Origin of the sequence: Escherichia sp. 93.1518, assembly GCF_013368915.2 — a bacterium.
Classification (GTDB): domain Bacteria; phylum Pseudomonadota; class Gammaproteobacteria; order Enterobacterales; family Enterobacteriaceae; genus Escherichia; species Escherichia ruysiae.
In genome coordinates this window covers 61,241-81,994 of sequence record NZ_JABWMT020000012.1, presented here as the reverse complement: position 1 = coordinate 81,994, position 20,754 = coordinate 61,241, and the positions used below count along the sequence as shown (strand labels likewise).

General features: G+C 51.2%; 23 protein-coding genes and 1 other annotated feature. Of the genes, 17 read left to right on the top strand and 6 right to left on the bottom strand.

All coding sequences use genetic code 11. The features are described from left to right. Positions 1 to 55 precede the first annotated feature (55 nt). Positions 56 to 128 (top strand) — a sequence feature (ROSE (Repression Of Heat Shock gene Expression) occurs in the 5'-region of heat shock genes and acts as an RNA thermometer to modulate expression.). Together ibpA and ibpB are read left to right on the top strand one after the other, a co-directional pair. Then, the gene (ibpA, locus tag HEN21_RS11265) at positions 122 to 535 is read left to right on the top strand and encodes a small heat shock chaperone IbpA (RefSeq protein ID WP_001243437.1); all 414 of its coding nucleotides are present in this window, start codon (positions 122 to 124) and stop codon (positions 533 to 535) included. (Overlaps the previous feature by 7 nt.) A 111-nt stretch (positions 536 to 646) precedes the next feature. Then, positions 647 to 1,075, top strand: coding sequence for a small heat shock chaperone IbpB (gene ibpB, locus HEN21_RS11260; protein WP_001243431.1), 429 nt, complete (start codon positions 647 to 649; stop codon positions 1,073 to 1,075). 4 nt (positions 1,076 to 1,079) lie between these two features. On the opposite strand, the gene HEN21_RS11255 is transcribed toward ibpB, so the two are convergent. Beyond that, the gene (locus HEN21_RS11255) at positions 1,080 to 1,229 is read right to left on the bottom strand and encodes a hypothetical protein (RefSeq protein ID WP_024191190.1); all 150 of its coding nucleotides are present in this window, start codon (positions 1,227 to 1,229) and stop codon (positions 1,080 to 1,082) included. Positions 1,230 to 1,270: 41 nt separating this feature from the next. Here HEN21_RS11255 and HEN21_RS11250 point away from each other — a divergent pair, with 41 nt between their 5' ends. After that, the gene (locus HEN21_RS11250) at positions 1,271 to 2,932 is read left to right on the top strand and encodes a putative transporter (protein ID WP_176252188.1); all 1,662 of its coding nucleotides are present in this window, start codon (positions 1,271 to 1,273) and stop codon (positions 2,930 to 2,932) included. A 66-nt stretch (positions 2,933 to 2,998) separates the two neighbouring features. Here the strand turns inward: HEN21_RS11250 and yidI are convergent, their stop codons facing one another. Beyond that, a complete protein-coding gene (yidI, locus tag HEN21_RS11245) occupies positions 2,999 to 3,448 on the bottom strand; it encodes a protein YidI (RefSeq protein ID WP_176252187.1) in 450 nt (149 codons plus the stop codon). Between the two features lie 107 nt (positions 3,449 to 3,555). On the opposite strand from yidI, the gene HEN21_RS11240 reads away from it, so the two are divergent. From HEN21_RS11240 to HEN21_RS11230, 3 genes are read left to right on the top strand one after another with little or no spacing between them, the layout of a single operon-like run. Next, positions 3,556 to 3,903 (top strand): YidH family protein, encoded by a 348-nt coding sequence (locus HEN21_RS11240; RefSeq protein WP_000703955.1) that lies wholly within the window; start codon positions 3,556 to 3,558, stop codon positions 3,901 to 3,903. Then, complete coding sequence (locus HEN21_RS11235; RefSeq protein WP_001113439.1) at positions 3,893 to 4,255, top strand: DUF202 domain-containing protein; 363 nt, start codon at positions 3,893 to 3,895, stop codon at positions 4,253 to 4,255. Before HEN21_RS11240 ends, HEN21_RS11235 begins: the two co-directional genes overlap by 11 nt. After that, entirely contained in the window at positions 4,252 to 4,749 is a 498-nt protein-coding gene (locus HEN21_RS11230) for a radical SAM protein (protein WP_176252186.1), read from the top strand. The genes HEN21_RS11235 and HEN21_RS11230 overlap by 4 nt, the downstream gene beginning before the upstream one ends. Before the next feature lie 6 nt (positions 4,750 to 4,755). Here HEN21_RS11230 and emrD read toward each other — a convergent pair whose 3' ends face one another. After that, on the bottom strand, positions 4,756 to 5,940 hold the full coding sequence (gene emrD / locus HEN21_RS11225) for a multidrug efflux MFS transporter EmrD (protein WP_176252185.1): 1,185 nt from the start codon (positions 5,938 to 5,940) through the stop codon (positions 4,756 to 4,758). A gap of 282 nt (positions 5,941 to 6,222) precedes the next feature. Next, a complete protein-coding gene (tisB, locus tag HEN21_RS11220) occupies positions 6,223 to 6,312 on the bottom strand; it encodes a type I toxin-antitoxin system toxin TisB (RefSeq protein WP_000060506.1) in 90 nt (29 codons plus the stop codon). A 563-nt stretch (positions 6,313 to 6,875) separates the two neighbouring features. On the opposite strand from tisB, the gene ivbL reads away from it, so the two are divergent. The 7 genes from ivbL (at position 6,876) to uhpT (ending at position 14,156) form a co-directional block, all read left to right on the top strand. Continuing rightward, on the top strand, positions 6,876 to 6,974 hold the full coding sequence (gene ivbL / locus HEN21_RS11215; RefSeq protein ID WP_016159932.1) for an ilvB operon leader peptide IvbL: 99 nt from the start codon (positions 6,876 to 6,878) through the stop codon (positions 6,972 to 6,974). Positions 6,975 to 7,078: 104 nt separating this feature from the next. Next, positions 7,079 to 8,767 (top strand): acetolactate synthase large subunit, encoded by a 1,689-nt coding sequence (gene ilvB, locus HEN21_RS11210; protein WP_000168415.1) that lies wholly within the window; start codon positions 7,079 to 7,081, stop codon positions 8,765 to 8,767. 3 nt (positions 8,768 to 8,770) lie between these two features. Continuing rightward, positions 8,771 to 9,061 (top strand): acetolactate synthase small subunit, encoded by a 291-nt coding sequence (gene ilvN, locus HEN21_RS11205; protein ID WP_001181709.1) that lies wholly within the window; start codon positions 8,771 to 8,773, stop codon positions 9,059 to 9,061. Between the two features lie 73 nt (positions 9,062 to 9,134). Continuing rightward, positions 9,135 to 9,725: a transcriptional regulator UhpA gene (gene uhpA / locus HEN21_RS11200; protein ID WP_000633679.1), complete on the top strand. Its 591-nt coding sequence runs from the start codon at positions 9,135 to 9,137 to the stop codon at positions 9,723 to 9,725. Continuing rightward, entirely contained in the window at positions 9,725 to 11,233 is a 1,509-nt protein-coding gene (gene uhpB / locus HEN21_RS11195) for a signal transduction histidine-protein kinase/phosphatase UhpB (protein ID WP_010350494.1), read from the top strand. The genes uhpA and uhpB overlap by 1 nt, the downstream gene beginning before the upstream one ends. 9 nt (positions 11,234 to 11,242) lie before the next feature. After that, positions 11,243 to 12,562, top strand: a complete 1,320-nt coding sequence (gene uhpC, locus HEN21_RS11190) for an MFS transporter family glucose-6-phosphate receptor UhpC (RefSeq protein ID WP_176252197.1) — start codon at positions 11,243 to 11,245, stop codon at positions 12,560 to 12,562. Between the two features lie 202 nt (positions 12,563 to 12,764). Beyond that, positions 12,765 to 14,156: a hexose-6-phosphate:phosphate antiporter gene (uhpT, locus tag HEN21_RS11185; RefSeq protein WP_000879190.1), complete on the top strand. Its 1,392-nt coding sequence runs from the start codon at positions 12,765 to 12,767 to the stop codon at positions 14,154 to 14,156. A gap of 43 nt (positions 14,157 to 14,199) precedes the next feature. On the opposite strand, the gene adeD is transcribed toward uhpT, so the two are convergent. Then, positions 14,200 to 15,966: an adenine deaminase gene (gene adeD / locus HEN21_RS11180; RefSeq protein ID WP_176252184.1), complete on the bottom strand. Its 1,767-nt coding sequence runs from the start codon at positions 15,964 to 15,966 to the stop codon at positions 14,200 to 14,202. A gap of 174 nt (positions 15,967 to 16,140) precedes the next feature. On the opposite strand from adeD, the gene adeQ reads away from it, so the two are divergent. From adeQ to nepI, 3 genes are all read left to right on the top strand, one after another. Beyond that, a complete protein-coding gene (gene adeQ / locus HEN21_RS11175; protein ID WP_016231519.1) occupies positions 16,141 to 17,475 on the top strand; it encodes an adenine permease AdeQ in 1,335 nt (444 codons plus the stop codon). A 52-nt stretch (positions 17,476 to 17,527) separates the two neighbouring features. Continuing rightward, entirely contained in the window at positions 17,528 to 17,980 is a 453-nt protein-coding gene (locus tag HEN21_RS11170; RefSeq protein WP_010350501.1) for a DUF1198 domain-containing protein, read from the top strand. Between the two features lie 210 nt (positions 17,981 to 18,190). Beyond that, positions 18,191 to 19,381: a purine ribonucleoside efflux pump NepI gene (gene nepI / locus HEN21_RS11165; protein ID WP_001289203.1), complete on the top strand. Its 1,191-nt coding sequence runs from the start codon at positions 18,191 to 18,193 to the stop codon at positions 19,379 to 19,381. A 41-nt stretch (positions 19,382 to 19,422) separates the two neighbouring features. Here nepI and yicS read toward each other — a convergent pair whose 3' ends face one another. Beyond that, the gene (yicS, locus tag HEN21_RS11160; RefSeq protein ID WP_010350505.1) at positions 19,423 to 19,716 is read right to left on the bottom strand and encodes a protein YicS; all 294 of its coding nucleotides are present in this window, start codon (positions 19,714 to 19,716) and stop codon (positions 19,423 to 19,425) included. A gap of 219 nt (positions 19,717 to 19,935) precedes the next feature. On the opposite strand from yicS, the gene nlpA reads away from it, so the two are divergent. Continuing rightward, on the top strand, positions 19,936 to 20,754 hold the full coding sequence (nlpA, locus tag HEN21_RS11155; protein ID WP_000779442.1) for a lipoprotein NlpA: 819 nt from the start codon (positions 19,936 to 19,938) through the stop codon (positions 20,752 to 20,754).

Here is a 20,754-nt window from a genome sequence, read left to right as displayed (position 1 = left end):
GCATATCCAGACCCATTTTTATACCGTAGCTGATGAGAACGCGCCTGATGGGTGTTCTGGCTACCCGACCTGTCCATTGTGGAAGGTCTTATATTCTCGCTGATTTCAGGAGCTATTGATTATGCGTAACTTTGATTTATCCCCGCTTTACCGTTCTGCTATTGGATTTGACCGTTTGTTTAACCACTTAGAAAACAACCAGAGCCAGAGTAATGGTGGCTACCCTCCGTATAACGTTGAACTGGTAGACGAAAACCATTACCGCATTGCTATCGCAGTCGCGGGTTTTGCTGAGAGTGAACTGGAAATTACCGCCCAGGACAATCTGCTGGTGGTGAAAGGTGCTCATGCTGACGAACAAAAAGAGCGCACCTATCTGTACCAGGGCATCGCTGAACGCAACTTTGAACGCAAATTCCAGTTAGCCGAGAACATTCATGTTCGTGGTGCTAACCTGGTAAATGGTCTGCTGTATATCGATCTCGAACGAGTAATCCCGGAAGCGAAAAAACCGCGCCGTATCGAAATCAACTAATTCCCTAAGGCCGCCAGGCGCGGCCTGACATTTCCATGCTCGCCGTCAGGGAGCATATGCGAATCTTCGGATTTGCAGGTACTTACTCGCTTCTTAGAAGGAGAAATGACTATGCGTAACTTCGATTTATCCCCACTGATGCGTCAATGGATCGGTTTTGACAAACTGGCCAACGCATTGCAAAACGCCGGTGAAAGCCAGAGCTTCCCGCCGTACAACATTGAGAAAAGCGACGATAACCACTACCGCATTACTCTGGCGTTGGCTGGTTTCCGTCAGGAAGATTTAGAGATTCAACTGGAAGGTACGCGCCTGAGCGTAAAAGGCACGCCTGAGCAGCCAAAAGAAGAGAAAAAATGGTTGCATCAAGGGCTTATGAATCAGCCATTTAGTCTGAGTTTTACGCTGGCTGAAAATATGGAAGTCTCTGGCGCAACCTTCGTTAATGGTTTGCTGCATATTGATTTAATTCGTAATGAGCCTGAACCCATCGCAGCGCAGCGTATCGCTATCAGCGAACGTCCCGCGTTAAATAGCTAATTAGCTATTCTTTTTGCCCCGCCAGTCTGGTGGGGCTTTTTTTATCTACCATCTCCAACTCTGTATTAATTTTCGCCAGGTTAAGATGTTCCGGCACTCTCTTTCCCGTGATAATGTGCGCCATAAGGCAAATCTGCTTCACCGATTCAGCCATAATCCCTGGTAATTAAAATGTTATTTCAAGAGAAATGGACGATGAGTGATATAGCATTAACAGTCAGTATTCTGGCTTTGGTGGCGGTTGTCGGTTTGTTTATCGGCAACGTCAAGTTTCGCGGCATAGGATTAGGCATTGGCGGCGTGCTGTTTGGTGGGATCATCGTCGGCCATTTCGTTTCTCAGGCTGGGATGACATTAAGTAGCGATATGCTGCATGTTATCCAGGAATTTGGCCTGATCCTGTTTGTTTATACCATCGGGATTCAGGTGGGGCCGGGCTTCTTTGCCTCATTGCGCGTCTCCGGGTTACGCCTCAACTTGTTTGCTGTTCTGATAGTCATTATCGGCGGTCTGGTTACCGCTATCCTGCATAAACTTTTCGATATTCCACTGCCTGTGGTGCTGGGGATTTTCTCTGGCGCGGTCACCAATACGCCAGCATTGGGGGCAGGTCAGCAAATCTTACGCGATCTCGGCACACCGATGGAGATGGTCGATCAGATGGGGATGAGTTACGCGATGGCGTATCCATTCGGCATTTGTGGGATTTTGTTCACCATGTGGATGCTGCGAGTTATTTTCCGCGTCAATGTTGAGACTGAGGCCCAGCAGCACGAGTCCACGCGAACCAACGGCGGTGCGCTAATCAGGACGATTAACATCCGTGTTGAGAACCCTAATTTGCATAATTTAGCCATTAAAGATGTGCCGATTCTTAATGGCAATAAAGTTATCTGCTCACGATTGAAACGAGAAGAAACCCTAAAAGTGCCTTCGCCAGAGACCGTTATTCAACTTGGCGATTTGCTGCATCTGGTGGGACAGCCTGCGGATTTGCATAATGCACAACTGGTGATTGGTCAGGAGGTGGATACTTCGCTATCAACGAAAGGCACCGATTTGCGCGTCGAACGCGTGGTGGTCACCAATGAAAATGTGCTCGGTAAACGTATTCGCGACCTGCACTTTAAAGAACGCTATGACGTTGTTATCTCGCGCCTGAACCGTGCCGGGGTTGAACTGGTCGCCAGTGGCGATATTAGCCTGCAATTTGGCGATATCCTCAACCTGGTGGGGCGGCCTTCTGCTATTGATGCCGTTGCCAATGTATTAGGTAATGCGCAGCAAAAACTGCAACAGGTTCAGATGTTACCGGTGTTTATTGGTATCGGTCTTGGCGTGTTGTTAGGCTCCATTCCCGTGTTTGTGCCTGGATTCCCGGCGGCATTGAAGCTGGGGCTGGCGGGGGGGCCGCTGATTATGGCGCTGATCCTTGGGCGTATCGGCAGTATCGGCAAGCTTTACTGGTTTATGCCACCAAGCGCCAACCTCGCGCTGCGGGAGCTGGGGATCGTACTGTTCCTCTCGGTAGTGGGTCTGAAATCCGGCGGCGATTTTGTCGATACCCTGGTCAATGGCGAGGGGCTAAGCTGGATTGGTTATGGTGCCCTGATCACCGCAATTCCGCTGATTACAGTCGGCATTCTGGCGCGGATGTTAGCCAAAATGAATTACCTGACCATGTGCGGGATGTTGGCTGGCTCTATGACCGATCCTCCGGCGCTGGCGTTTGCCAATAATCTTCATCCTACCAGCGGTGCGGCGGCACTCTCTTACGCCACGGTGTATCCGTTAGTCATGTTCCTGCGCATTATCACACCACAGTTACTTGCGGTGCTTTTCTGGAGTATCGGTTAATTCTTTTGCGGGTGGAGTTGCCGTAAACGGCACTCCACCCAGCATTTCAGAACATCACCGAGCCGCTTAAACCAGTGAACCGCCGGTCAGGAAGGAAAAGATCAGGAATATCAGCAGAAGACCGCAGATGATGCCGATACCAAAAAGCAAGGTATGGAAAGCCAGCGTCCCGCCGCCAAAAACCAGAGCGCCGCGAATGCCCCAGCGATTTTCCTTACGCATACCGCCAACAAATGCGCAGAGTAGCGCGGCAATGGCCAATGCGATGCCGCCTTGATCGAGGATTTTATCGATATCAGTCGTCTCTTTTTTCTCCACTGTCGTAATTTTTTCACCTTTTATTCCAGCGAGAAGACCTCTTTTAATTTCAGCCGTTTTGTCCGCCACGATGCTTTCAAGCGTTGGCGGCGGTGCGGAAAAAGGGCCGAAGGAAAAGTGGATAATGCCCATCATTAAAGCGATGGCACCGAACAGCATACCCAGTGAACTGATTTTATTTTGCGCTAAGATATCCATCTGACCTCCTTGTAGCGGATGGCAAAGCATATCAAGAAAACATCGACCGAAATTCCTAAAAATAGACGGATAAAACACCGCTATTGTGAAATTGCAAAGGAGCCACAATGAAAATATCCCGCCTCGGTGAAGCACCCGATTACCGCTTCTCGTTGGCTAATGAGCGTACATTTTTGGCGTGGATCCGTACTGCATTAGGGTTTCTGGCAGCAGGTGTGGGGCTGGATCAGCTTGCGCCGGATTTCGCCACGCCAGTCATTCGCGAGCTGCTGGCGTTATTGCTATGCTTATTTTCTGGCGGACTGGCAATGTATGGTTACTTGCGCTGGTTACGCAATGAAAAAGCGATGCGTCTGAAAGAAGATTTACCCTACACCAACAGCTTATTAATCATCAGCTTAATATTGATGATCGTGGCGGTGATCGTTATGGGACTGGTATTGTATGCCGGATAGCCGCAAAGCCAGACGGATTGCCGACCCTGGCCTTCAGCCGGAACGCACATCGCTGGCATGGTTTCGCACCATGCTGGGCTACGGCGCGTTGATGGCGCTGGCCATCAAACACAACTGGCATCAGTCAGGCATATTGTTCTGGATTTCTATTGGCATCCTCGCCTTTGTGGCACTAATCCTCTGGCGCTATACACGAAATCGTAATTTAATGGATGTGGCTAATAGCGATTTTTCCCAAATTTGCGTAATCCGTGACAAATTTATGATCTCCCTCGCGGTGTTATCTCTCGCAATACTGTTTGCTGTTACGCATATACACCAACTTATCGTATTAATTGAGAGAATCACATGACAGGAAGTCAGGTTATAGATGCTAAAGAGGACAGGCATAAACTGGTTGTAGAGTATAAAGATGCATTACAACCAGGTGATTTTTATCAGAATTTCAAACAGAGGGGCATCCGCGCCGTGCAACTCATTCCCCATATAGAATTTGATGACCGGGGCGAGCTGACGGCAGCGTCGGTGACAACCGAGTTATGGGGACAATTTTTAATCGCCCTGTTCGAGTGTTGGGTGCGGACAGATATCAGTCGTATATCAATCGAGCTTTTTGATGTCACGCTGCAAAAATGGTGCGGGAACGACAGCCAACAACCACGGCGGGGCTGTCAGGAGTGTGACTGGTATCTCCTGTGCCCTCATGCCAGGGATGGTCAGTCGGGCAAGGTACTTTGTGCTGGCTATCAGGCTTTTTATTCCCACTCCGCGCCGCACATGCGGGTAATGCGCGACTTGATAAAGCAGCATCGTTCTCCAGTGGAGTTGATGACGATGTTGTGGTGAGGTGAGTTAAACGGGCTGTCCCTGCTGCGACATCCGCGTCGCCAGCGGCAGCCAACACAGCACGATCAACAATCCCATTAAGGTCATCAATAACCCCAGGCTGCCCTGACCGGTTTGCGGCAACATCGCGGAGAGCGACGCCAGCACGCCGGAACCAATGTTTTGCAGACCACCGACCAGTGCGCCAGCCGTGCCCGCCAGGAAGGGGAAAGGCTCCATCGCGCCGCTGGTTGCCAGCGGAAATAGCATCCCGGCACCGAAAAAGAACAGTGCTGCGGGAACGAGCAGTGTCCAGACACTCATTACGCCAAACCAGCTAGGGATCCACATCATCAGTCCTGCCAGCAGGCAACAGATAACGGACTGCCACATCAACGAAGCGAACCGTTTATTCGGGCGTCCGGCAAACCATGCACCGAAAAATGCCGCCGGAATTGGCAGAATAAACAAAATACTGACCGTCATACTGCTCAGTCCTAATACTGCGCCCATCAGCACCCCAGAACAGGCTTCGAAGGCGGCAATCCCTGCCAGACCGCCAATCAGCATCAGTAAATAGCAGTTAAAACCGCCATTTCCAAAGAGCGTTTTGTAGCTGGTGAGCAGACGCGTACGCGGCGCATCGACAGGGCGCGTTTCTGGCATCCAGCGCGCCATACTGAAGGTCACGCCAGCACAAAGCACCAGTAAAAACAGGTAACAGGCTCGCCAGCTCCACATGGTATCCAGCAGGCCGCCAATTAATGGTGCGAGCAAAGGGCTGACCAGAATGCCCATATTTAACATGCTATTAGCGTGGCGTAGCTGTGTCCGTTCATACAAATCACGCGGCAATGTACGCGCCATCACACCACCGACACCGGTTCCCATCCCCTGCATTGCGCTGGCAGTAATCAATACCGTCAGGCTGGAGGTGGTGACCGCAACCAGCGTCGCTAACATAAAAATGGACATTCCGACGAGGATCACCGGCCGACGACCAACCCTGTCGGAAATTGGGCCATAAAATAGTTGTGAGACACCGTAGGTCAGCAGATAAGCGCCCATTACGCTCTGCACCGCCCCTTCACGGACGTTGAGATCGCGCGCCATATCGGCAATAGCAGGAATATAAATAGTTTGCGCCATCTGACCGACGGCCACGAGTAATACCAACATCAATAATAAATTGACGTTTCTATGCCTTTTCATTATCACAGACGCTTATAAAAATATATTTAGAATAAGTTACTACGCATTCGAATAAATGCGGGAGAGAAATCTATCACATTGATAAATGTTAGCCAGATATATATGAGGAATAGTAATAAGAAAAACGGCAGAATATATAAACAAAAGCGGCAATAAATGTTGCCGGAATAGGGATAAAACCTTAACGCCACATCCGCCAGCATCGCATCTGACACTCATTCGCAAGCAAAATATGAAAGGGGAGCGGTTTCCCGCCCCCCTTTAGTGCGGCTTGAATCTGAATTACTTAAGGTATTTCAGAACAGCATCAAGCAGTTGCAGTGCTGCAACAATGAGTTTGAGGATAAGAATGGCGATATCCACCAGGCTCATACGCGTCTCCTGTGGTTCAGGAGCACTACCAGCCGACGTACCTTTCCGCTGCCTGTGGTCGGCTGTTGTGCACGCGGTATCTCAAGGAGAAACGTTGTGCTGTTGACATAACACAGTGTGCTCACGCGGGGTTAAGGCACTGACGGCACCACCCGTTTCAGCCAGGACTTAGTGCGCCGGGTAACGATGCGGCCCCGCATAACACATTGCGTACAGTGATATTATAGAATTGCACTGTATAAATAAACAGTAATTTTTGGACAAAACGCAAACTGTGATCGATACTCAACTATGCGCTAAATAAGTCAAAATTCGTGCCGAAATTGCGTGTTCTACGCGGAACACGTATACTTTCAGTGTTGACATAATACAGTGTGCTTTGCGGTTACCAGCCGCGAGCGGCTGACGAAACCTCGCTCCGGCGGGGTTTTTTGTTACCCGCGACTTCAGTACAAAACGTGATCAATCCCTCAATTTTCCCTTGATGAAAAATTTTCCATTGTCTCCCCTGTAAACCTGTGCTTGTATAAATATTGTTAAACACAAAACCAACAAGGTCCCCAATGACTATTTCCATGCTCAACGCAAAACTACTACCAACTGCGCCATCCGCCGCAGTGGTCGTCGTGCGTGTGGTGGTGGTCGTCGGCAATGCGCCGTAGGGACTGGAACAACACACGATTCCAAAACCCCGCCGGCGCAAACCGGGCGGGGTTTTTCGTTTAAGCACCCCCGGAAAGTCGGCTCAAAAGAAAAGGACTGGAGCATGGCAAGTTCGGGCATAACATCGACACGCAAGCGTTTTACCGGCGCAGAATTTATCGTTCATTTTCTGGAACAGCAGGGCATTAAGATTGTGACGGGGATACCGGGCGGCTCGATTCTCCCTGTCTATGACGCCTTAAGCCAAAGCACGCAAATCCGCCATATTCTGGCTCGTCACGAACAGGGCGCGGGATTTATCGCCCAGGGGATGGCGCGTACCGACGGCAAACCAGCGGTTTGCATGGCCTGTAGTGGGCCGGGGGCGACTAATCTGGTGACCGCCATTGCCGATGCGCGGCTGGACTCCATCCCGCTGATTTGCATCACCGGTCAGGTTCCGGCCTCGATGATTGGCACCGACGCCTTTCAGGAAGTTGATACCTACGGCATCTCTATCCCCATCACCAAACATAACTATCTGGTCAGGCATATCGAAGAACTCCCGCAGGTCATGAGCGATGCCTTCCGCATTGCGCAATCAGGCCGTCCTGGCCCGGTGTGGATAGACATTCCTAAGGATGTGCAAACAGCGGTTTTTGAGATTGAAGAACAGCCGGCTATGGCAGAAAAAGCCGCCGCACCCGCCTTTAGCGAAGAGAGTATTTGTGATGCGGCAGCGATGATTAACGCTGCCAAACGTCCGATACTTTATCTGGGCGGCGGTGTGATCAACGCACCTGAGCGGGTGCGTGAACTGGCAGAGAAAGCGCAATTGCCCACCACTATGACCTTAATGGCGCTGGGCATGTTGCCAAAAGCGCATCCACTGTCGCTGGGTATGCTGGGGATGCACGGCGTGCGCAGCACCAACTATATCTTGCAGGAGGCGGATCTGCTGATTGTTCTCGGAGCACGTTTTGATGACCGGGCGATTGGCAAAACCGAGGAGTTCTGTCCGAACGCCAAAATCATCCATGTGGATATCGACCGCGCAGAGCTGGGTAAAGTGAAGCAACCGCATGTAGCGATTCAGGCGGATGTCGATGACGTGCTGGCGCAACTGATCCCGCAGGTGGAAGCCCAGCCGCGAGAAGAGTGGCATCAACTGGTGGCTGATTTACAGCGCGAATACCCGTGTCCAATTCCAAAAGCGTGCGATCCCTTAACACATTACGGCCTGATTAATGCCGTTGCCGCCTGCGTGGATGACAACGCGATTATTACCACCGATGTTGGTCAACATCAGATGTGGACGGCGCAGGCTTATCCGCTCAATCGTCCACGTCAGTGGCTGACCTCTGGCGGGCTGGGAACGATGGGCTTTGGTCTGCCTGCGGCGATTGGCGCGGCGCTGGCGAACCCTGATCGCAAAGTGTTGTGTTTTTCCGGTGACGGCAGTCTGATGATGAATATTCAGGAGATGGCCACCGCCAGCGAAAACCAGCTTGATGTCAAAATCATTCTGATGAACAACGAAGCTCTGGGGCTGGTGCATCAGCAACAAAGTCTGTTCTACAAGCAGGGTGTTTTTGCCGCTACCTATCCGGGCAAAATCAATTTTATGCAGATTGCCGCCGGATTCGGCCTCGAAACGTGTGATTTGAATAATGAAGCCGATCCGCAGGCCGCGTTGCAAGAAATTATTAATCGCCCTGGTCCGGCACTGATTCATGTACGGATTGATGCGGAAGAAAAAGTTTACCCGATGGTGCCGCCAGGTGCGGCGAATACTGAAATGGTGGGGGAATAAACCATGCAAAATACAACTCATGACAATGTGATTCTGGAACTCACCGTTCGCAACCATCCTGGTGTAATGACGCATGTTTGTGGGCTTTTTGCCCGCCGCGCCTTTAACGTTGAAGGCATTCTCTGTCTGCCTGTTCAGGACAGCGACAAAAGCCATATCTGGCTACTGGTGAATGATGATCAGCGGCTGGAGCAGATGATAAGCCAGATCGACAAACTGGAAGATGTGGTAAAAGTGCAGCGTAATCAGTCCGACCCGACCATGTTTAACAAGATTGCTGTGTTCTTTCAGTAACCGCTCAAGGCTTGAACAGCGGCGCGCTTATCGTTAAGGTAAGCGCGTTTTTTTTACCCGCCAGGACAAGACCATGATAACCGTTGCCCTTATAGACGATCACCTTATCGTCCGCTCCGGCTTTGCGCAGTTGCTGGGGCTGGAACCTGATTTGCAGGTAGTTGCCGAGTTTGGTTCGGGGCGCGAGGCGCTGACCGGGTTGCCAGGGCGCGGTGTGCAGGTGTGTATTTGCGACATCTCCATGCCGGATATTTCCGGACTGGAGTTATTAAGCCAGCTTCCAAAAGGTATGGCGACGATTATGCTCTCCGTTCATGACAGTCCGGCGCTGGTTGAACAGGCGCTCAATGCGGGCGCACGCGGCTTTCTCTCCAAACGCTGTAGCCCGGACGAACTGATCGCTGCGGTGCATACCGTTGCCACGGGCGGCTGTTATCTGACGCCAGATATCGCCATTAAACTGGCATCCGGTCGCCAGGATCCGCTGACCAAACGCGAACGTCAGGTGGCGGAAAAGCTGGCGCAAGGGATGGCGGTGAAAGAGATTGCCGCTGAACTGGGCTTGTCGCCGAAAACTGTGCACGTACATCGCGCTAATCTGATGGACAAACTGGGCGTCAGTAACGATGTTGAACTGGCTCGCCGCATGTTTGATGGCTGGTGATGAAGACATTTTTCTCCCGCTTAAATACTGTAATTTCCTGCTTTTTTATCTTCTCTGCAGCATGGTTTTGCCTGTGGAGTATTAGCCTGCATCTGGTTGAACGACCGGATCTGGCGGTATTGCTGTTTCCGTTTGGTCTGCGACTGGGGCTGATGTTGCAATGCCCGCGCGGATACTGGCCCGTGTTGCTGGGCGCGGAATGGCTGCTGATTTACTGGCTGACGCAGGCTGTCGGGTTAACGCATTTTCCGTTATTGATGATCGGTAGTTTATTGACGTTACTGCCCGTGGCGTTGATTTCCCGCTTTCGCCATCAGCGCGACTGGCGCACATTGTTGTTACAGGGGGCTGCGTTGACGGCGGCAGCGTTGTTACAGTCGCTGCCCTGGCTTTGGCACGGGTATGGTAACGAATCGTGGAACGCGCTGTTATTAACCTTAACTGGTGGTCTGACGCTGGCTCCTGTTTGCCTTGTGTTCTGGCACTACCTGGCGAATAACACCTGGCTGCCGCTGGGGCCGTCGCTGGTTTCTCAGCCGATAAACTGGCGCGGGCGGCATCTGATTTGGTACTTGCTGCTGTTTGTTATCAGCCTCTGGCTGCAACTGGGGTTGCCGAACGAACTGTCGCGTTTTACGCCATTCTGCCTGGCGCTGCCGATTATCGCTCTGGCCTGGCACTATGGTTGGCAAGGGGCGCTGATTGCGACGTTGATGAATGCCATTGCGCTGATTGCCAGCCAGACATGGCGCGATCATCCGGTAGATTTATTGCTCTCGCTTCTGGTGCAAAGTTTGACGGGGCTGTTACTTGGCGCAGGTATTCAGCGACTGCGTGAGCTTAACCAGTCGCTACAAAAGGAGCTGGCACGCAATCAGCATCTTGCCGAACGTTTGCTGGAAACCGAAGAGAGCGTGCGCCGCGATGTGGCGCGTGAACTGCACGACGATATCGGTCAGACCATCACTGCCATTCGTACTCAGGCGGGCATTGTTCAGCGGCTGGCGGCAGATAACGCCAGCGTGAAGCAGAGCGGGCAGTTAATCGAACAACTGTCGCTGGGAGTTTACGACGCGGTGCGCCGCTTGTTAGGGCGGTTACGTCCGCGCCAGTTGGATGATCTCACCCTGGAGCAGGCTATCCGTTCACTGATGCGAGAAATGGAGCTGGAAGGTCGCGGCATTGTCAGTCATCTCGAATGGCGGATAGATGAATCAGCATTAAGTGAAAACCAGCGTGTGACGCTGTTTCGAGTCTGCCAGGAAGGGCTGAACAATATTGTGAAACATGCCGATGCCAGTGCGGTCACGCTGCAAGGCTGGCAGCAGGATGAGCGATTGATGCTGGTGATTGACGACGATGGTAGCGGTTTGCCGCCAGATTCAGGTCAACACGGTTTTGGTCTCACCGGAATGCGCGAGCGCGTAACGGCGTTGGGCGGCACCTTGACCATATCCTGTCTGCACGGCACGCGCGTCAGTGTCTCTCTACCCCAACGTTATGTGTAAGGCTTGATGATGTTGCAGTTCCTGAAAGCGCCTGCCGACGCGCCGCTGATAAGCGATAAACGTGAAATTGATGCCCGCTATCGCTACTGGCGTCGGCATATTTTGCTGACAATCTGGTTGGGCTATGCGCTGTTTTATTTCACGCGTAAGAGTTTTAACGCCGCGATGCCGGAAATCCTCGCCACTGGCGTGCTAAGTCGTAGCGATATCGGCCTGTTAGCAACTCTGTTTTACATCACCTACGGCTTGTCGAAGTTTGTTTCCGGCATTGTCAGCGACCGCTCAAATGCGCGTTATTTTATGGGGATGGGGCTTATTGCGACTGGCATCATCAACATTCTGTTTGGATTTTCCACTTCGCTATGGGCGTTTGCCGTGCTCTGGGTGTTGAACGCTTTTTTCCAGGGCTGGGGTTCGCCAGTTTGTGCGCGGCTGTTAACCGCCTGGTATTCACGTACCGAGCGCGGCGGTTGGTGGGCGTTATGGAACACGGCGCACAACGTTGGCGGCGCGTTAATCCCTATTGTGATGGCGGCAGCCGCGCTGCATTACAGTTGGCGTATCGGGATGATGGTTGCCGGCTGTATGGCGATAGTTGTGGGGATTTTTCTCTGCTGGCGATTGCGCGATCGCCCGCAGGCATTAGGTTTACCGGCGGTCGGCGAATGGCGGCACGACGCGCTGGAGGTTGCCCAGCAGCAGGAAGGAGCAGGGCTGACGCGTAAAGAGATCCTCACCAAATATGTGTTGCTGAATCCGTATATCTGGTTGCTTTCGTTCTGCTACGTGCTGGTCTACGTGGTTCGCGCAGCGATCAACGACTGGGGCAACTTGTACATGTCCGAGACGCTTGGCGTCGATCTGGTCACGGCGAATACAGCAGTGACGATGTTTGAACTGGGCGGATTTATCGGTGCGCTGGTTGCCGGTTGGGGTTCGGACAAACTATTTAATGGTAATCGTGGGCCGATGAATTTGATTTTCGCCGCCGGGATTTTGCTTTCAGTCGGCTCGCTGTGGCTGATGCCTTTTGCCAGCTACGTGATGCAGGCGACTTGCTTCTTCACCATTGGTTTTTTTGTTTTTGGCCCACAGATGTTAATCGGTATGGCGGCGGCAGAGTGTTCCCACAAAGAAGCGGCAGGGGCGGCGACGGGGTTTGTCGGCTTGTTTGCTTACCTGGGGGCGTCGCTTGCTGGTTGGCCGCTGGCGAAAGTGCTCGATACCTGGCACTGGAGTGGTTTTTTTGTGGTTATCTCTATTGCCGCCGGGATTTCGGCCTTGCTATTACTGCCCTTTTTGAATGCTCAGGCACCCCGCGAAGCGTGATACATCTCACCTTTTTACCTCATATCCGGCAAAACTAAGAAATTTTCCAGGTTTTGCCTGGACACTATCTCAGGCCTGATTGGCTGCTGATTTTTACAATGCCATCATTCATTAATTCTTTCCCCAATTAATTCAAGTTGCAGGAATACATGCAGCTAAAGCACCTGCGGCTTGAAGAATGATGGGAAATCAGGAGTAACCCATGCTGGCTTTCCTCAACCAGGTTCGCAAGCCGACTCTGGATCTTCCGCTCGAAGTGCGGCGCAAAATGTGGTTCAAACCGTTCATGCAATCCTACCTGGTGGTCTTTATTGGCTACCTGACGATGTATCTGATTCGCAAGAACTTTAACATTGCGCAGAACGACATGATCTCCACTTACGGGTTGAGCATGACGCAGCTGGGGATGATTGGCCTGGGCTTCTCCATCACTTACGGCGTGGGTAAAACGCTGGTTTCCTACTATGCCGACGGCAAAAACACTAAACAGTTCCTGCCGTTCATGCTGATTCTCTCCGCCATTTGTATGCTGGGCTTCAGCGCCAGCATGGGCAGCGGCTCGGTTAGCCTGTTCCTGATGATTGCCTTCTACGCCTTAAGCGGCTTTTTCCAGAGTACCGGCGGCTCATGCAGTTACTCCACCATCACCAAATGGACGCCACGTCGTAAGCGCGGGACGTTCCTCGGTTTCTGGAACATTTCCCACAACCTCGGTGGCGCGGGCGCGGCGGGTGTGGCGCTGTTCGGTGCAAATTACCTGTTCGACGGTCATGTGATCGGCATGTTTATCTTCCCGTCGATTATCGCGCTGATTGTCGGTTTTATCGGCCTGCGTTACGGCAGTGACTCCCCTGAAGCTTATGGCCTCGGTAAAGCCGAAGAACTGTTTGGTGAAGAGATCAGCGAAGAGGACAAAGAGACTGAGTCCACGGATATGACCAAGTGGCAGATCTTTGTTGAGTATGTGCTGAAAAACAAAGTGATCTGGCTGCTGTGCTTCGCCAACATCTTCCTGTACGTGGTACGTATTGGTATCGACCAGTGGTCAACCGTGTACGCGTTCCAGGAACTGAAACTCTCTAAAGCGGTGGCGATTCAGGGCTTTACGCTGTTTGAAGCAGGCGCACTGGTCGGTACGCTGCTGTGGGGCTGGCTCTCTGACCTGGCGAACGGTCGCCGTGGCCTGGTCGCCTGCATCGCGCTGGCGCTGATTATCGCGACACTCGGTGTGTATCAGCACGCCAGCAATCAATATATCTACCTGGCTTCTCTCTTTGCATTAGGTTTCCTGGTATTTGGTCCGCAACTGTTGATTGGCGTGGCGGCTGTTGGCTTTGTACCGAAAAAAGCGATCGGCGCAGCCGACGGGATTAAAGGCACCTTCGCCTACCTGATTGGCGACAGCTTTGCCAAGCTAGGTCTGGGGATGATTGCCGATGGTACTCCGGTATTCGGCCTCACCGGCTGGGCTGGAACCTTCGCCGCGCTGGATATCGCCGCAATTGGCTGTATCTGCCTGATGGCGATAGTCGCGGTAATGGAAGAACGCAAAATCCGCCGCGAGAAAAAAATTCAGCAGTTGACAGTGGCATAAACGTAACTGGTGACTTTTGCCCGGCATGACGCCGGGCATTTTTTTATTCTGCAATTTCCAGCGTAGTGAAGGCAAACTTCTCGCCATCAAACAACCCCTGGCTGGTCAGTTTCAACGCGGGGATCACTGGCAGGGAAAGAAACGCCATCTGAATAAACGGTTCATCCGGTAACGGACCACATTCGCGGGCGGCGACTTTCAGGGCGTCAATTTGTTCCGCCAGAGACTGCGCCGTGTCGGTGCTCATCAGCCCGGCAATAGGCAACGGTAGATGGCTCTGCACCTGACCGTCACGTACAACACACAGCCCGCCGCCATCCTGAATCACCTGATTGACCGCCAGCGCCATCTCTTCTGCACTACGACCGATCACCACAATATTATGGCTGTCATGGCTGACCGTCGCAGCCAGCGCGCCTTCATTCAAACCAAAGCCGCAGAGCAAGCCACAGGCCGGAGCCAGCCGTTGCCCGTAACGCTCAAGCACGGCAATAAAGCACACATCATCGCGATCAAAACCGTTTTCACTGTAAACACTGGAGCGGGAGTGCGTAATCAGCTCATTATGGATAACGTCAATGACCCGATAGCGTTTTCCGGGCGTAAATTGCAGGGCAAAGTCGCTGGCGGAAACCGGCTGGCGAGCAATAGTATTGCCATACGGTGGGGCGGATTGCGCCAGTCTCGCCGACTCTTGTGCCTGCAAGGTTTGCGCGTCAATCGGTTCGCCTTTCACCAGTACCTGCTGCACCGTGACCTTCCGCGCATCACTTAGCAGGACGATATCGGCCTGCTTGCCGGGCGCCAGTAAACCGAGATGATTAAGACCAAAATGGCGCGCTGTTGACCAACTGGCTACGCGATATGCCACATGCAGCGGCACATTGTGCTGTTCGATCAGGCGGCGAATTAAGGCATCGATATGCCCTTCATGGGCGATTTCCCACGGGTTACGGTCATCGGTACAGAGCATACATTGCGGGCTGTTAAATTCGTTGATCAACGGTGCCAGCGCGTTAAGGTTGCGGGCAGCGGACCCTTCACGGATCATCAACGACATGCCGAGTTGTAATTTCCGACGGCCTTCTTCCAGCAAATAGCTCTCATGGCAGTTTTCAATACCGGCAGCAATATAGGCGTTAAGTTCTTTACCGCCTAAACCGGGGCAGTGACCGTCCAGCGTCAGATGGCGAAATGCGTCCAGTTTATCGAGCAGCGCATCCTGCCCGCTAATTACGCCTGGGTAGTCCATCATCTCCGCGAGGCCAGTAACCTGCGGGTGATCTCGCCAGGCGAGCATCTGTTCGAGAGTAAAACTGGCGCCGTTTACATCGCAGCCTTCCAGTGCGGGTACGCAAGAGCTGACTTGCAAATACTGATTCTGCTTTGCCTGTTCGGCGCAGCGGGCAAACCAGGCGAATCCGGCTTCGCCCATGACATTGACGATTTCATGGGGATCGCAAATAACAGTTGTCAGGCCGCGTGGCAGGGTGGCTGTTTCAAAGGTGACCGGCGTCATCATGCTGGATTCAATATGCAGGTGAGCATCAATAAATCCTGGTACTGCCGTTGCGCCGTTAGCATCAATTCGGTGTAAAGCTGGAGCGTTGACGTATTCTGCGCCAACACCAGCAATGTAACGCCCTTTAATCACAATCGGGCCGGAAATTTCTCCGCCATTGATCAGATCCAGAATAGAGACATTATCAATAATATAATCGGCAACGGCTTCGCCACGGGAAACGGCTAACAATTCCTGGTATTCGCTCCGACTAATGTAATGAAATTTATGGTTAATAGAATTATTCATGTTTTTCTCATTTTGATTTTATCAAATTGATTATTATTTATCATAAAGAAACGTCGCGAGATTATTAAAGAATATCCATTAATGTGCAATTGAAATGTGATAATTATCACTGAACCAGTGTTGTCATTTGTTTTACAAAAGCAAGGATTTAAAATTCCTTCAATGGACAAAAAAATGAATAATGACAATACCGATTACGTGAGTAATGAATCAGGGACGCTTTCGCGATTATTTAAACTTCCTCAACATGGAACCACCGTCCGCACAGAATTGATTGCGGGGATGACCACTTTTTTAACCATGGTGTACATCGTTTTTGTTAACCCGCAAATCCTTGGCGCGGCACAAATGGATCCGAAAGTGGTATTTGTCACCACCTGTTTAATTGCCGGTATTGGCAGCATTGCGATGGGGATATTTGCTAACTTACCCGTGGCGCTGGCACCGGCAATGGGGCTGAACGCCTTCTTCGCATTCGTGGTCGTGGGGGCGATGGGGATCTCCTGGCAGACCGGGATGGGAGCCATATTTTGGGGCGCAATCGGACTGTTTTTGCTCACGCTTTTTCGTATCCGTTACTGGATGATTTCCAACATTCCGTTAAGTTTACGTATTGGTATCACCAGTGGGATCGGGTTATTTATTGCCTTGATGGGATTAAAAAATACCGGTGTTATTGTCGCCAATAAAGATACGCTGGTTATGATTGGCGATTTAAGTTCTCACGGCGTGTTGTTAGGTATTTTAGGTTTTTTTATTATAACCGTGTTGTCATCACGTAATTTTCATGCGGCGGTGTTGGTTTCTATAGTTGTTACTTCCTGCTGTGGATTATTTTTCGGTGATGTTCATTTTAGCGGCATCTATTCCATTCCACCCGATATTAGCGGTGTCATTGGTGAAGTCGATTTGAGCGGCGCGTTGTCGCTTGAACTTGCCAGTATCATTTTCTCCTTTATGCTGATCAACTTATTTGATTCATCAGGAACATTAATTGGTGTAACTGATAAAGCTGGCTTAATAGATAGTAACGGTAAATTCCCCAATATGAATAAGGCGCTGTATGTCGATAGCGTCAGTTCGGTGGCGGGTGCGTTTATCGGCACCTCGTCTGTTACCGCCTATATTGAAAGTACTTCAGGTGTGGCGGTCGGTGGCCGCACGGGGCTGACTGCGGTTGTGGTCGGCGTTATGTTCCTGTTGGTTATGTTCTTCTCACCGCTGGTGGCAATGGTTCCCCCCTATGCGACTGCCGGGGCGCTCATCTTCGTGGGCGTGTTAATGACCTCAAGTCTGGCGCGCGTTAACTGGGATGATTTTACCGAATCGGTGCCCGCATTTATTACTACTGTGATGATGCCCTTTACTTTCTCGATCACCGAAGGTATCGCGCTGGGCTTTATGTCGTACTGCATTATGAAAGTCTGTACCGGGCGCTGGCGTGATCTGAACCTGTGTGTGGTGGTTGTAGCGGCGCTGTTTGCGCTGAAAATCATCCTGGTGGATTAGTATCTGATAAGTGTTTCCAGATATCATGAGTGTCAGTTACGCAGGAGAACTCATGATCTGGATAATGCTCGCTACGCTGGCGGTGGTGTTTGTGGTTGGTTTTCGGGTGCTGACATCCGGAGCCAGAAAGGCGATTCGCCGCCTGAGCGATCGGCTGAATATTGATGTCGTACCCATCGAATCGATGGTCGATCAGATGGGAAAGTCAGCGGGTGACGAATTTTTACGTTATCTGCATCGCCCGGATGAGTCGCACCTGCAAAATGCTGCGCAGGTGTTGCTCATCTGGCAAATTGTCATTGTCGATGGCAGCGAACAGAATCTGTTGCAATGGCATCGGATTTTACAAAAAGCCCGCCTCGCAGCTCCCATTACCGACGCTCAGGTCAGGCTGGCGCTGGGTTTTCTGCACGAAACCGAACCTGAAATGCAGGATATTAATGCTTTTCAGATGCGCTATAACGCATTCTTTCAGCCTGCCGAGGGCGTTCACTGGCTGCATTAAAACCGCTTCGTCTTATCAGCCTACAGACCGCGCCTGACCTGTAGGGGGGATAAGGCGTTCATGCCGCATTCGGTAATCTTTGCCCTGTTCCGTTTCGATCTTAACTCCAGCTCAAGCAACACCGTAAAAGTTGCAAAAACGTTAAATGCGTCACACATTTCAATGCTAAACTGACCGGCTTTTCCCCTGAAACATGCCACGGGTAACACCATGAGTGAACATATCGAAGAAAACTGTGGCGCGGATGCCATCACCCGACCGAACTGGTCAGCCGTTTTCTCGGTGGCGTTTTGCGTCGCCTGCCTGATTATCGTTGAGTTTTTGCCTGTTAGTTTGCTGACGCCGATGGCGCAGGATTTAGGGATTTCGGAAGGGCTTGCCGGGCAATCGGTGACTGTGACCGCCATTGTGGCGATGTTTGCCAGTTTGTTTATTACCCAGACAATTCAGTCCACCGACCGCCGCTACGTTGTCATTCTGTTCGCCGTCTTGCTGACGCTCTCTTGCTTGCTGGTTTCCTTTGCCAGCTCGTTCAGAATGTTATTAATCGGTCGAGCCTGTCTCGGGCTGGCGCTGGGCGGATTCTGGGCGATGTCAGCGTCGCTGACCATGCGTCTGGTGCCGCCTCGTACGGTGCCGAAGGCGCTGTCGGTGATCTTCGGCGCGGTTTCTATTGCGCTGGTGATTGCCGCGCCGTTAGGCAGCTTTTTAGGCGAGCTTATCGGCTGGCGCAATGTCTTTAATGCGGCAGCGGTGATGGGCGTGCTGTGTATTATCTGGATTATCAAATCATTGCCTTCGCTACCTGGCGAACCGTCACATCAGAAGCAAAATACCTTCCGCCTGTTGCAGCGTCCGGGGGTGATGGCCGGGATGATTGCTATCTTTATGTCCTTTGCGGGGCAGTTCGCTTTCTTCACGTATATTCGTCCTGTGTATATGAATCTGGCGGGATTCGGCGTGGATGGCTTAACACTGGTACTGCTGAGTTTTGGTATCGCCAGTTTTGTCGGTACGTCGCTTTCGTCGATCATTCTTAAACGTTCAGTAAAACTGGCCTTAGCGGGAGCACCGTTAGTGCTTGCTCTTAGTGCGCTGGTACTGACGTTGTGGGGAAGCGATAAAATTGTTGCTACCGGTGTGGCGATTATCTGGGGGCTGACCTTTGCTTTAATTCCCGTGGGCTGGTCAACGTGGATCACCCGCTCATTAGCCGACCAGGCAGAAAAGGCGGGATCTATTCAGGTGGCTGTTATTCAGCTTGCCAATACCTGCGGCGCGGCAATTGGCGGTTATGCACTGGATAACATTGGCCTGACTTCGCCGTTAATATTGTCCGGCACGTTGATGTTGCTTACCGCGCTGTTGGTTACTGCAAAGGTGAAAATGAAGAAATCCTGATATCAGGTTAAAGAAGTGTTGGTCAGTGGCTGTTGCCGCTCTTACATATCCGGGCATTCTACCCTGCCCAACGCTTCCCAGTAGTTACTCTGATTATTACGCTCCATCGCCACGATGGCTTCGCGTATGTGTTGTTTATTGCTTTCATCAGACAACATTAACTTTTCCCACGCTTCATCTGATAACGATGCCTGCGGGGTACAAATTTTTCGCAAATCCTGTAATACCGTATTTTTCTCTTTCGCCGATTGTAACGAGCTAAAAGGCGACTCGGCATACACGATACCCGGCATCGCGAAAACAGCGAAAATAAGAAGCAGCGTCGTTGGTTTCATGAGTTCTACCTTTTTACAAATGGCATCGAATGAAGCATAAGTGTAGTTTGTTTTCATCGCTCTAATCATGCTGTACGAAACGCGTTTTTGTATTCAGTAAGAAGTGCCAGACCTTATATTCCTCTTTTATTCCTTTTTCTTCTTATCGATAGCATTTCGTTTTTTAACCGCAGCGACCTTACCGCTATAGTCAGGTAATCATTAATAAAAGGATAAAAAATGAAACTGACAACACATCATCTACGAACAGGAGTAGCGTTATTACTGGCAGGAATACTACTGGCAGGCTGCGACCAGCAAAGTAGCGATACAAAACACATTAAAGTTGGGGTCATAAACGGTGCCGAACAGGATGTGGCGGAAGTCGCTAAAAAAGTGGCTAAAGAGAAGTATGGCCTTGAGGTTGAACTGATTGGATTTAGTGGTTCATTGCTGCCGAACGATGCAACAAATCATGGTGAACTGGATGCCAATGTATTCCAGCATCGCCCTTTCCTTGAACAGGATAATCAGGCGCACGGTTATAAACTGGTGGCGGTGGGGAATACCTTTGTCTTCCCCATGGCGGGCTATTCGAAAAAAATCAAAACGGTAGATCAGCTAGAAGATGGGGCGACAGTGGCGATTCCGAATGATCCGACCAACCTTGGGCGGGCGCTGTTACTGTTGCAAAAAGAGAAACTGATTACGTTGCAAGAGGGGAAAGGTTTACTGCCAACGGCGTTGGATATTACCGATAACCCGCGTCATTTACAGATTATGGAACTGGAAGGGGCACAGTTGCCGCGCGTACTGGACGACCCGAAAGTGGATGTGGCGATTATCAGCACGACTTATATTCAGCAAACCGGGCTTTCCCCGGTGCATGACAGCGTATTTATTGAAGATAAAAATTCGCCGTATGTGAACATTCTGGTAGCGCGGGAAGATAACAAGGATGCAGAAAACGTGAAGGAATTTTTGCAATCTTATCAATCACCGGAAGTTGCTAAAGCGGCAGAAACTATCTTTAACGGTGGCGCGGTGCCGGGCTGGTAA

Excerpts from the sequence above, each read along its gene's own strand:
- ibpA (WP_001243437.1), top strand. The coding sequence starts at position 122 with ATGCGTAACTTTGATTTATCCCCGCTTTACCGTTCTGCTATTGGATTT.
- ibpB (WP_001243431.1), top strand. The coding sequence starts at position 647 with ATGCGTAACTTCGATTTATCCCCACTGATGCGTCAATGGATCGGTTTT.
- HEN21_RS11255 (WP_024191190.1), bottom strand. The coding sequence starts at position 1,229 with ATGGCTGAATCGGTGAAGCAGATTTGCCTTATGGCGCACATTATCACG.
- HEN21_RS11250 (WP_176252188.1), top strand. The coding sequence starts at position 1,271 with ATGAGTGATATAGCATTAACAGTCAGTATTCTGGCTTTGGTGGCGGTT.
- yidI (WP_176252187.1), bottom strand. The coding sequence starts at position 3,448 with ATGGATATCTTAGCGCAAAATAAAATCAGTTCACTGGGTATGCTGTTC.
- HEN21_RS11240 (WP_000703955.1), top strand. The coding sequence starts at position 3,556 with ATGAAAATATCCCGCCTCGGTGAAGCACCCGATTACCGCTTCTCGTTG.
- HEN21_RS11235 (WP_001113439.1), top strand. The coding sequence starts at position 3,893 with ATGCCGGATAGCCGCAAAGCCAGACGGATTGCCGACCCTGGCCTTCAG.
- HEN21_RS11230 (WP_176252186.1), top strand. The coding sequence starts at position 4,252 with ATGACAGGAAGTCAGGTTATAGATGCTAAAGAGGACAGGCATAAACTG.
- emrD (WP_176252185.1), bottom strand. The coding sequence starts at position 5,940 with ATGAAAAGGCATAGAAACGTCAATTTATTATTGATGTTGGTATTACTC.
- tisB (WP_000060506.1), bottom strand. The coding sequence starts at position 6,312 with ATGAGCCTGGTGGATATCGCCATTCTTATCCTCAAACTCATTGTTGCA.
- ivbL (WP_016159932.1), top strand. The coding sequence starts at position 6,876 with ATGACTATTTCCATGCTCAACGCAAAACTACTACCAACTGCGCCATCC.
- ilvB (WP_000168415.1), top strand. The coding sequence starts at position 7,079 with ATGGCAAGTTCGGGCATAACATCGACACGCAAGCGTTTTACCGGCGCA.
- ilvN (WP_001181709.1), top strand. The coding sequence starts at position 8,771 with ATGCAAAATACAACTCATGACAATGTGATTCTGGAACTCACCGTTCGC.
- uhpA (WP_000633679.1), top strand. The coding sequence starts at position 9,135 with ATGATAACCGTTGCCCTTATAGACGATCACCTTATCGTCCGCTCCGGC.
- uhpB (WP_010350494.1), top strand. The coding sequence starts at position 9,725 with ATGAAGACATTTTTCTCCCGCTTAAATACTGTAATTTCCTGCTTTTTT.
- uhpC (WP_176252197.1), top strand. The coding sequence starts at position 11,243 with ATGTTGCAGTTCCTGAAAGCGCCTGCCGACGCGCCGCTGATAAGCGAT.
- uhpT (WP_000879190.1), top strand. The coding sequence starts at position 12,765 with ATGCTGGCTTTCCTCAACCAGGTTCGCAAGCCGACTCTGGATCTTCCG.
- adeD (WP_176252184.1), bottom strand. The coding sequence starts at position 15,966 with ATGAATAATTCTATTAACCATAAATTTCATTACATTAGTCGGAGCGAA.
- adeQ (WP_016231519.1), top strand. The coding sequence starts at position 16,141 with ATGAATAATGACAATACCGATTACGTGAGTAATGAATCAGGGACGCTT.
- HEN21_RS11170 (WP_010350501.1), top strand. The coding sequence starts at position 17,528 with ATGATCTGGATAATGCTCGCTACGCTGGCGGTGGTGTTTGTGGTTGGT.
- nepI (WP_001289203.1), top strand. The coding sequence starts at position 18,191 with ATGAGTGAACATATCGAAGAAAACTGTGGCGCGGATGCCATCACCCGA.
- yicS (WP_010350505.1), bottom strand. The coding sequence starts at position 19,716 with ATGAAACCAACGACGCTGCTTCTTATTTTCGCTGTTTTCGCGATGCCG.
- nlpA (WP_000779442.1), top strand. The coding sequence starts at position 19,936 with ATGAAACTGACAACACATCATCTACGAACAGGAGTAGCGTTATTACTG.